Annotated in this window: 12 protein-coding genes, 1 other RNA gene and 1 pseudogene; 3 read left to right on the top strand and 11 right to left on the bottom strand. The window is 42.5% G+C overall.

Features of this window, described 5'->3' with window-relative positions; genetic code table 11:
• Positions 1-58: 58 nt before the first annotated feature.
• From A9500_RS10330 to A9500_RS10300, 9 genes and pseudogenes are all read right to left on the bottom strand, one after another.
• Entirely contained in the window at positions 59-751 is a 693-nt protein-coding gene (locus A9500_RS10330; protein ID WP_179854572.1) for an ATP-binding cassette domain-containing protein, read from the bottom strand.
• Positions 751-879, bottom strand: a pseudogene (locus A9500_RS10610) (ABC transporter permease); the annotation flags it as partial. The pseudogene A9500_RS10610 and the gene A9500_RS10330, both read right to left, overlap by 1 nt.
• Positions 880-1,183: 304 nt before the next feature.
• Complete coding sequence (locus A9500_RS11020; RefSeq protein ID WP_204371006.1) at positions 1,184-1,378, bottom strand: helix-turn-helix domain-containing protein; 195 nt, start codon at positions 1,376-1,378, stop codon at positions 1,184-1,186.
• A gap of 100 nt (positions 1,379-1,478) precedes the next feature.
• On the bottom strand, positions 1,479-2,009 hold the full coding sequence (locus A9500_RS10325; RefSeq protein ID WP_048952635.1) for a DUF302 domain-containing protein: 531 nt from the start codon (positions 2,007-2,009) through the stop codon (positions 1,479-1,481).
• Between the two features lie 125 nt (positions 2,010-2,134).
• Positions 2,135-2,482, bottom strand: a complete 348-nt coding sequence (locus A9500_RS11015) for an RNA methyltransferase substrate-binding domain-containing protein (protein WP_080351510.1) — start codon at positions 2,480-2,482, stop codon at positions 2,135-2,137.
• Positions 2,483-2,609: 127 nt separating this feature from the next.
• Entirely contained in the window at positions 2,610-2,867 is a 258-nt protein-coding gene (locus A9500_RS10315) for an AzlD family protein (protein WP_257005721.1), read from the bottom strand.
• Between the two features lie 446 nt (positions 2,868-3,313).
• Entirely contained in the window at positions 3,314-4,330 is a 1,017-nt protein-coding gene (locus tag A9500_RS10310; RefSeq protein ID WP_065244871.1) for a YeiH family protein, read from the bottom strand.
• Between the two features lie 393 nt (positions 4,331-4,723).
• Positions 4,724-5,050, bottom strand: a complete 327-nt coding sequence (locus A9500_RS10305) for an IS3 family transposase (protein WP_133253120.1) — start codon at positions 5,048-5,050, stop codon at positions 4,724-4,726.
• Positions 5,051-5,382: 332 nt separating this feature from the next.
• Positions 5,383-6,255, bottom strand: a complete 873-nt coding sequence (locus A9500_RS10300) for an MBL fold metallo-hydrolase (protein WP_048953291.1) — start codon at positions 6,253-6,255, stop codon at positions 5,383-5,385.
• A gap of 140 nt (positions 6,256-6,395) precedes the next feature.
• On the opposite strand from A9500_RS10300, the gene A9500_RS10295 reads away from it, so the two are divergent.
• The gene (locus tag A9500_RS10295; RefSeq protein ID WP_065244870.1) at positions 6,396-7,349 is read left to right on the top strand and encodes a GlxA family transcriptional regulator; all 954 of its coding nucleotides are present in this window, start codon (positions 6,396-6,398) and stop codon (positions 7,347-7,349) included.
• 184 nt (positions 7,350-7,533) lie between these two features.
• Here A9500_RS10295 and A9500_RS10290 read toward each other — a convergent pair whose 3' ends face one another.
• Positions 7,534-8,112, bottom strand: coding sequence for an NAD(P)H-dependent oxidoreductase (locus A9500_RS10290; protein ID WP_065244869.1), 579 nt, complete (start codon positions 8,110-8,112; stop codon positions 7,534-7,536).
• A gap of 200 nt (positions 8,113-8,312) precedes the next feature.
• Positions 8,313-8,678, bottom strand: a transfer-messenger RNA (tmRNA) gene (gene ssrA, locus A9500_RS10285).
• Positions 8,679-8,785: 107 nt separating this feature from the next.
• Between ssrA and A9500_RS10280 the strand changes: the two genes are divergently transcribed.
• Positions 8,786-9,283 carry a hypothetical protein gene (locus A9500_RS10280; RefSeq protein WP_049367446.1) on the top strand — a complete coding sequence of 166 codons (498 nt, stop codon included), beginning with the start codon at positions 8,786-8,788 and terminating at the stop codon, positions 9,281-9,283.
• A 109-nt stretch (positions 9,284-9,392) separates the two neighbouring features.
• Positions 9,393-10,460, top strand: a complete 1,068-nt coding sequence (dinB, locus tag A9500_RS10275) for a DNA polymerase IV (protein WP_065244868.1) — start codon at positions 9,393-9,395, stop codon at positions 10,458-10,460.
• Positions 10,461-10,479 lie beyond the last annotated feature (19 nt).

Below are 10,479 nucleotides of genomic sequence, written 5' to 3'. Positions count from 1 at the left end.
GGAGAGGGCTAGGGAGAGGGCAACGAACCGCAAGGTTTGTCAGAAATTTAAATTCCTATCACTCATAATAATGAATCCCCTGAAACTCTCTTGCCACCACGGCTTCTTCAAAAGCCGAATCGCGTTTGGACAGCAGCGTAGGCAGGGTAATCACGTTTTGCACGTTCATGCCCTTAGTGGAAAGCAGCATGATTTCATGGCTCAGGCGTGCGGCTTCGAAGCGGTCGTGCGTTACCAGCATACACGTCATGCCCTGCCGCTCGATTTTTTCCACCAGCATGGCGACCAAAATATCGCGCAAATCGCGGTCCAAACCGACGAACGGCTCGTCCAGCAAGGCAAGGTCGCAGCCGCACAGCAGCAGGCGCAAAAATGCTACCCGTTTCGCCATGCCGCCGGACAATTCGGTCGGATATTTGTTCAAATCGCCCGCAGTCAGCCCGACTTTCGCCGCCAGCGCGATGATTTCGCCTTCATCGGGTTTGTCCATAAAAATAGCGATATTCTGCATCGCAGTCAAGTTTTCCGGCAGGCGGTTTTCCTGAAACAGAAAACCCGTTTTGCGGAAAGTATTGCGTATCGTGCCCGATTTCGGCGTTTCCAAGCCCGCAATCAAACGCAAAACCGTCGTCTTGCCACAGCCGCTCGGCCCGAACAAAGCTTTCACTTCGCCATGTTGCAGGTTCAAACTGAAATCGTGCACGATGGGGTCACGGAGAATTTCAAAACGCACGTTTTCAAGACAGAGCATCACCTTCTCCACGGCATAAACAAAATTTCCAAAGGCTTGGTAATCAGGTATTCAAACAGTGACACAAACACGATAACCAACACCACATAAGCCATCACCGTCGAAGTCCCCCTGATAGCGCAAGCGTCCTCGCTTGTGCCATTACAATCTATTGTGGTTTCGGAGTTAGCAAAATCCCGAGGCAAGCTCACGAATAAAGTTTACCGGAAAAGTGATATTTGGCGATAAAGTGATTACCTGTTTAAGTTCTTCAATTTTCTTCTAATGACAAAAAAGTGCGGTTATAAAATCAAAAGGATTCTGAACGTTGGCTTTGCCAACGGCTCCCCAGATAGCCCCTCCTTCTGACGCGTAGTTTTATCTATCTAAAAAATAAGCAAATTGAAGTTATTCATGAAAATAGTAAAAATCTGAATCAAACGAAATTGATTTTCAGGCACGCGTTAGGAAACGCGCGCTATCGTGGGGATGTTCGAGTGCGCCGATGCCGCCTTCTTGATAGGCGCGTATCCATCGTCGCAGGTGGGTTCGGGAGATGCCGTAATGATCTGCGGTACGCTGTTGGCTGCGTATATGCAGGTAGTGGAGTACGGCTTGGTATTTGAAGTGTAATGTATATTTGCTCATAAAAAAACTGCACCTTGTGAGTTGGAGGGGATGTCCAACTTTTGGGGTGCAGTTCAGGGTTTGCTCAGGTTTTCAGACGACCTTCGGATTTGGGCGAACCTTATTCCGTTACCGTTTTACGGATGAGCTTTTCCGCATTGGCGAGTGTGTTTTCCACTTCGGCGAACTCTATTTTGCTGCCCGACACCAGCGCGCGCGTATCGTTGAATACGACTTGGACTGCGCCGTCAGCTTCGGTAACGAGGACGCGCAACGGCAGTTGCAGGGCGAAGGCGGGGTCTTTTTGCATCAGCGGTGTGCCGGCTTTGGGCGTGCCGAAAACGATGACTTTCGCGGGCTGCATGTCCAAACCACTTTGTCGCGCTGCGGCTTGGTGGTCGATGACGGCGAACACGGTCATGCCTTTTTCTTTAACGGCGGTTTCCAAACGGCGGACGGTATCGTCGAAGCTGTATTTGCTGACGGCGGTATGGGTTTGATTCATGGCTGAACTTTGTCGGGAATCGGTTTGTCGGGCGGCATCGCCGCTATGTGAAGCGCTGGCGGCTTTAGCAGCGGGCGCGGCATAGGATACGGCGGCAGGAAGGACGAGTGCGGCGGCAGTCAGCGCAGCAGTCAGTAATTTTTTCATGGTTGTTTCTCCAAACGGTTGAATAAAGACATCAATCTAAACGGTTCGGCGGCAAAAAGCAATGCCCGTCAGCAAAAGGGTCGTCTGAAACGGGAGTGGTTTTCAGACGACCCTTTGAGACAAAATCAACGCTGCGCATCAACCGCTTCCAATGCGCGCAGGGCGTAAGTGTAGGCTGCGCCTGCGTTCAGGGCGATAGCGGTTGCCAGCGCGCCGGCGATTTCGCTTTCAGTCGCGCCCGCTTTGGCGGCTGCGGCGGCATGTACGCTGATGCAGCTTTCGCAACGGGTAGTGATGGCGACGGCGATGACAAAGTATACGCGCACGTTTTCGTTTGCCGCTTTATCCAACACGTCGCGCGTGCGGGCATCGTTTTTGCCTTCTTGGACGTAGAGTTCGGTAATCGATTTCGGGTTTTGCCACAGGCGGGCGTTGACGGCGTGGAAGCCGTAGATGAGTCTTTGGTTTGCCATGATTTTGCTTTATAAAAAATTTCAGACGACATTATAACAAGATAAGGTCGTCTGAAAGAGAAAGGTCGTCTGAAAACAAGTGTAACCGGTATCACGAAAACGCAGTCGACTACCGCATCAAATACCCCTACAGCCCAGAACTGCCGACGCCGATCAACACGGTAACCAACATGGAAAACCTGCTTGCGGCAAGCACGGTCAGTGCAATGGCAATCAATTCGTGCGGTTTGTTGGACACGAAATAAGGCGCGATGACGTAAATCAACATGCAACCCGGCGCAGCTTCCATCACGATTTGTGCGCGGCGGCTTAAGGTACGGTTGCGCAAGGCGAAAAAACCAATAAGGCGGGTGGAATACGTTACCGCCAGCATGCCGGCAAACAGCAGGAACGACTACCAAGAGAGCAAATCCTTCATTCTTTCCCCCTGATAGCGCAAGCGTCCTCGCTTGTGCCATTACAATCTATTGTGGTTTCGGAGTTAGCAAAATCCCGAGGCAAGCTCACGAATAAAGTTTACCGGAAAAGTGATATTTGGCGATAAAGTGATTACCTGTTTAAGTTCTTCATTTTCTTCTAATGACAAAAAAGTGCGGTCATAAAATCAAAAGGATTCTGAACGTTGGCTTTACCAACGGCTCCCCAGATAGCCCCCCTTTCTGACGCGTAGTTTTATCTATCTAAAAAATAAGCAAATTGAAGTTATTCATGAAAATAGTAAAAATCTGAATCAAACGAAATTGATTTTCAGGCACGCGTTAGGAAACGCACGCTATCGTGGGGTCCAGGTTTTGGGGTGCAGATCAAAGTGCGGTCAATCTTAAGTGAATTTTATATTAATTTTGATATTCCATAATTCACTAAAAATCCACCAACCACTAGCCATAAATAAATTAGTATTCCTAAAATCAGAGGTTTTAATCCTGCTTTCTTGATTGCGCTTGCTTGTGTAGTTAAGCCGAGCGCAGCCATCGCTGAAATTAATAAGAAAGAATCGATTTCAACTAATAAGTTTACAAGTTCTTTTGGTAATAAATCAAAAGAATTAAAAATCGCAACACCAATAAAAAGTACAGCAAACCAAGGAATTGTAATTTTGTGTGATGTATTTTCTGATACTCCATTACTACGTGTTAATAACCAAGAAAGCATTAATAAAAATGGGGCGAGCATCATCACTCGGATCATTTTGGAAATGACGGCAGTATTTGCCACGATAGGATCAATATTTTCCCCAATCGCATAAACTTGAGCCACCTCATGCACGCTAGAGCCAACATAAATACCGAATTGATGAGCATTAATTAAATGTTGTGACCAAGTGTAGAAAAAGGGGTAAGTAAAAATAGCAAGCGTCCCGAAAATGACCACTACGGCAATCGCTACTGAAACTTTATGAGATTCTGCTTTGGTAACAGGCTCTGCCGCCATAACCGCTGCCGCACCACAAATACTACATCCAGCCCCAGTGAGATAAACTAATTGTTTATCCATTTTTAGATAACGAATGCCTAAAAGTGCGGTAAAAAAGAAGGTTGAAATTAGCATAATCGCATCAGTGACAACAGCATTTAATCCTACATCGGCAATATCGCCAAAAGTGAGGCGGAAACCATACAACACAATGCCAGTGCGAAGAAGCGTGCCTTTCGCAAATAACACGCCTTTTTCCACTTGTGTTGAAAATTGCGGATAAATGGTATTGCCGATTGCCATTCCCAGCAAGATGGCAATAATTAAAGCACTGATATGATAATGATGGGAAAAATCAGTGTTTCCTAAATAGTTAGCAAGTATAGCGATAATCGCAATAAATATAAGTCCGAAATAAAAGGGACGAGTGTTCATTTTTCCTTTCCTTAGTGAGTCAAGCGGTTTCATCTAAAATTTTGCCAAAATAGCTTTCGACTAAGCGACGAGTAACATCAGTTTGTGGATTAAATGAAAAACCTGAAGCGTGGGTGCAATAAGTTAAGCCATTTTCAGTTAAAAATGTTGGAATACTTGGCGCAGCCTGTAATTCTACACTTTAGCTTATGCAGAGCAGAAAATATAAAAATCTCAGATTTAGACGTAACATAACAAATGCATTGTAATAAATTATGTGCCAAATTGTAAGGCATATTAGTAAAAATGGCTAGGATATTGAATGTTTAATAGGGTTCAAAAGGAAATCAATCAAATTATTAATCGTGGTTTTGACCGCACTTTGATCTGCCCCCCAAAAGTTAGACAGGTTAGTTAACTTAAATATTGAGCTCGGTATTGCACCGGGCTCAACCCTTTGAAAGCAAGTTTAATTCGTTTTTGGTTGTAATACACTAAATATTCTTCAATTTCAGCCTGTAATTCAGCAATTGAATGATAAGTCCGAGAGTAAAAGCACTCTGATTTTAGTATCGCAAAAAAACTTTCAATCACCGCATTATCGTAGCAATTTCCTCGGCGACTCATACTTTGCACCGCTTTACCCTCCAACATCTTTACCCATTCCGCCGTGCCATACAATACACCTTGGTCGCTGTGAATAATCGGGCATTCTGTCGGTTTAAGAATTGTAGCGTGCAACTTGTTGCACGAAATCGTGAATGCCCGAAAGGGTTAAATAACGTTCCGTGCGTGATTCGGTCGTGCATCAAGATGCACGCTACGAGGGGTAAATAATCCTCCTATATGTTGAATTTTGGTTGTCAGCCTTGTTCATTATATAGCGAGGATTTTTTTCTGTTCATCGCTTAAGCTATTTGTCTCCATACGCATAGCGTATGGTTTTTATAGCCTGACTTTGCCTGGCTATAATCAAAGGCCGTCTGAAAATTCAGACGGCTTTTATATAACGAAGTGCGGTTAAATTTTTAGGTGTTTTTTGTGAATTATCCTAAGAACTCAACCACTTGTTTTTAAAACTTCACTGTTTCACCATCTTCTGGAATTGCTACATTTTCAAGCTTATTTGCTTGGACAAATTGGCGTAAATCCTTACGGTAAACAGACATATGATTTACTGCATCCATGTGCACCGTGATAAGTTTTGTATTTGGTAGCATGTTACGAGCATGAGCAACATCTTGTAACCCCATAATAATGCCATCATTCGGAAAAGCTAAGGTACGCGCATCACCTGTGTTCATAATCATTACATCAGGTTTATAACGATTAATGGCTTTGTTTACTTCGGCAGTCCAAACTGTGTCACCAACCAAATAAACCGTTGGATGGTCTTTCGCTTGGAATGTTACGCCCATCGCCTCATCTAAAATCTCGGCTAATTGTGGTACAGCGTACATTTCCGTTGTGCCGTGAGAACCGCCGGTTTTATTTAAAATAATACCTTCGAACTCCACCGGTTTTTCTAGCGATAAACTGGTTATGTTAGTAAAACCTTGCGCTTTGAGTAAGTCGCCATCCCGTTCATGTTGCACAAAAATTTTGATGGATTTAGGTAAAATTTTTTGTGCAACCTCATCCCAATGATCTTCATGTGTATGAGTTAAAATAATGGCATCAACATCTTTAAAAGTATCTTCTGCTTTCATCGGCAATTCCACAAGTGGATTACGCAAATGGCTATTTAATGTTCCTTCAAAGCCTGCATAACGTCCTTTTTCAGCAAGCATCGGGTCAATTAAAAAAGTTTTCCCTGCATAGTTTAGGCGACCAGTAGCATTGCGGATATGTTGGTAGCTATCAGTGTTTTTAGAGGCAAGATCTACGGCGAAAGTATTTGCGCTAATAGCCAATGCTGTAGTGCTAATTAAGGTTTTTAAGTTCATTGTTTTTCCTTTTCTATACGTTATTGAATGAATAAACATATTATAGTGAGAACAAGATTGCGTAAAAATGGATAAAAAATCAATAAACGTAATAATCGGGTCATTTCTGTGTTATGCTCATATCAAAGTAGGAGAATAAAATGAATACACCCACAGTTGCTTTGATTGTGTATGAACAAATGATGCCCATTCATTTTGCGATGGCATATTCCGTTTTTTCTATGTCGGATTTAAACGGCAAGCCGTTATTTGACTGTAAAATCGTTAGCGATTCGGACAACCTGACAAACTCGCTATTTCACATACATTTAGATGGAGGTTTAGAATGGTTGGATAATGCCGATATTGTTGTGATGACTGGATGGCATGATACTCAAGTAATGCCGAGTGAGGCTTTATTAACAGCATTACGGCAAGCATATCAACGTGGTGCGACAGTGGTGGGTTTATGTTATGGTGCCTATGTGTTAGCGTGCAGTGGTCTACTTAACGGCAAAAAAGCAACCACACATTGGCTAGGAGATAGTGATTTTACTTGTCGCTTTCCACAGGTGAAATGGGATTTAAATCCTATTTATTTAGAACAAGATCGACTGATTACCTCCGCAGGAACAGCCGCTTCCATGGATTGTTGTCTTTCTATTGTTCGTAAATTATATGGTGTGAAAATTGCCAATCATATTGCCCGAATACTGGTTATCCCTCCTCATCGTGAAGGCGGACAAGCACAATTTATCGAACGCCCTATTTCTCGTTCCACACCTAATCATAATATCAATGCGTTGCTTGCTTATTTAAATGAAAATCTGACCGCACTTCATTCGACTGATAGCCTTGCAGAACGTTTGTCAATGAGCCGTAGCACTTTCACCCGACATTTTCGTAAAGCAACCGGAATGTCATTAAATCAATGGTTAATTGAAGCAAGGCTACAACGAGCAAGAGAGCTTTTGGAAAGCACAGATTTATCTATTACAGATATTGCAGAACAAAGTGGATTTCATAGCGATACCGCCTTGCGTCAGCACTTCTTGAAAAAACATAAAATTTCACCGAATCGCTGGCGTAAGCAGTTTCAAATTGAGGATGTTTAGATCTTTTTATTTTAAAGTGCGGTCAGATTTTTAGATGTTTTTGCAAATTCAATTTAAAATTAAAACCGCTTGTTTGATCTAAACTCAGTCTATTCCTCTTCCCCTCCCTATCAAAAAGTTTGATAAGCGTTTGAAATAAAAAAGGTGAGATAAAATACTCACCTTCTAAACTCACATTTTGTAATTAGCCGAACACTTTTTCCAAGTGTGCTTGGTAGTCTGCTAAGTATTGTTCTACTTGTGGATTTTTAATCACATCGTTACATAAGAATGTTGGCAGACGGGTCAAGCCGATGAACTCGTTGAGTTTGTGGAAAGGCATGTACACAGCATCTACGCCTTTGCCTTCGAAGAAATCGCCTTCACGGGTGAACGCTTCAATCGGCGCATTCCACGTAAGCGAAAGCATGTGTTTTTTGCCTTGCAACAAGCCACCTGTGCCGTAGCCTTCGGTTGGATTTACACGATGGCGGCCATCACTGTGGTAAAGCTTGCCGTGTCCAGCGGTTAATACTTCGTCTATGTATTTTTTCACTGTCCAAGGTTCGTGCATCCACCAACCTGGCATCTGCCAAATCACGGTATCCATCCACAAGAATTTTTCGATTTCTGCTTCAACATCATAGCCGGCATCTATCACGGTTTCTTTTACATTGTGTCCAAGTGCGGCCAAAACTTCTTTCGCTTTTTTATGAATCGTGTGGTTCAACTCGCCATGTGAATGGCCGAAATCTTTACCACCGTCTAATAATAAAATATTCATTTTTTCTCCTTTAGCTGATAATTTACCGATTACTAAGCACTTTACTAATGCAACAATTTAACCAATCAATAAGCGCCAACTATTAAATGCACTACTCAAATTCGAGAGTTTGATAGAAGTTAAAAGCGCAATAAAAAAGCCTTGAAGTCATTATTTTCAAGGCTTTAAAGTCTTTCATAGGACTTGATAGGTTTATTTTGTGGTGGAGCTGGCGGGAGTTGAACCCGCGTCCGAAATTACTCTACCTTCAGCACTACACGTTTAGTCTCGTCTTTAATTTCACTTAAGCATGCGGACAGACACGCTAAACTTAAGCTAGTTTGATTCAATTTAGTGCTTCGATCCTCAAACAGCGGCTTCCACACGATCTCGTTTTGGTTTGACTCCGCTTTATCCCCGTCTTACGAGCGGAAGCTGGGGAGCGAAGGCTATGAGCAGGTTATTAAGCTGCTAAAGCGTATTGTTCGTCGTTTGCGACTATTTTTTTGCGGTTTATTTACGAGGCCTACCGCACCTCGACGTGCACCTTGGGCTTCGCTAATCCCGTCGAATCCAGAATCAGCCCCAAAATCGTTCGGCAGTTTATCAAAAAATCTAAGAAAGGAAAAGAAGCTATTTATTAACCATAGAAGTTAGGGTAAAATTTTGCCACTTTTTTATAAGGAATCGAATAATGAAAACATTAAAATCTCTGACCGCACTTTCATTAGGTGCATTATGTTTAGCATTTAACACACAAGTTATTGCAAAAGAAGCAACACCCGCAAAAGCAACACAAACCCAACAACAAGCGGTAAAAGCGAGTGATAACATCGACAAATACCTTGCCATCAATATTGGTAATCGTGAAATGGTGGTTGATGAAAATGGCCAAGCGTTAAGTGCATTCAAACATGAAATCACTAACATTGGTCAAAAACCAATCAAAAACATTCAATGGGTGGGTGTGTATGTGAATAACCGCAAAGTTATTTACAGCCAAGATATGCAAATCAATTTAGAAACCCCATTACAACCAGGTAAATCCATCAATATTAATTTACAAATTCCGTTTGTTCAATTGGCTGAAGATGCTCGTAAAGTCTTTATGAACCAACAAGAAAAAATTGATGTTTATCCTATTGAACGCGTTATCCTGTTTGGTGATAAAACCGTTCTTTCTGATCGTTAATTCTCTTATCTAGCCCACGTAATGTGGGCTTTTTAACAACTGTATACTTGAACAGCTATTTTCTTTTCGATATACTAAAAACACGCCTAATTTGGACCGCACTTACCGCATGAACTCCACCCGAAAAATCATTCACATTGACATGGATTGCTTTTATGCCTCTGTTGAAATCCGTGAAAATCCAACGCTACAGGGTAAACCTGTTGCTGTGGGGGGAAGTTCTCGACAACGTGGTGTGCTCACCACCTGTAATTATGAAGCTCGAAAATTTGGACTACACAGCGCGATGCCGACAGCACAAGCCATCAAAAAATGCCCTAATCTGATTTTAGTGCCCGTTAATATGCCGCTTTATAAACAGGTATCCGCACAAATTCATCAGATCTTTCAACGCTATACTTCTATCATTGAGCCACTTTCATTAGATGAAGCTTATTTGGATGTCACGGATTGTACACAATGTTCAGGATCTGCCACTTGGATCGCACAAGAAATTCGCCAAGCCATTTTTGATGAGCTAAAACTAACCGCCTCTGCTGGTGTGGCGCCCCTTAAATTTCTCGCTAAAATTGCTTCCGATATGAATAAACCGAACGGACAATTTGTGATTCAACCTCATGAAGTTGAGCAGTTTGTAAAAACGTTGCCATTAAAAAAAATCCCTGGTGTGGGCAAAGTCACTTCTGAACGTTTATTAAAAATGGGATTAGAAACTTGCGAAGATGTGCAAAAACTCGATCAATCTATTTTGTTAAATATCTTCGGTAAAATGGGTAAGCGAATTTGGGATTTTAGCCATGGCATTGATGATCGTGAAATCCAAGCTCATCGAGAACGAAAATCTATCGGTGTAGAACGCACTTTATCCGAAAATATTAGCCATCTCGAACAAGGTATAGCGCTGCTAGATAATCTCTATGCCGAGCTTATTCGTCGCATTGAACGAAGTGCGCCGAATATCCCCTTAACTGCTTTTCGCAAAATTGGGGTGAAATTAAAGTTTGAAGATTTTCAGGTGACAACCTTAGAAAAAACTGGCTTAACTTTATCGTTAGAAAGCTTTCAGCAATTATTAGAACAAATTTGGCAACGTAGCCACGGAAAATCCATTCGTCTCGTGGGATTACACGTAAATTTACCGGAAGAAAGCCATTTAGAACAAATGAGCTTGTGGTAAAACACAAAAGAAAATGACC

Source organism: Haemophilus sp. CCUG 60358 (genome assembly GCF_001679485.1).
In the GTDB taxonomy this organism is placed as follows: domain Bacteria; phylum Pseudomonadota; class Gammaproteobacteria; order Enterobacterales; family Pasteurellaceae; genus Haemophilus_D.
The sequence above is the reverse complement of the archived record's forward strand: the minus strand, read 5'-3'. Positions and strand labels throughout refer to the sequence as shown.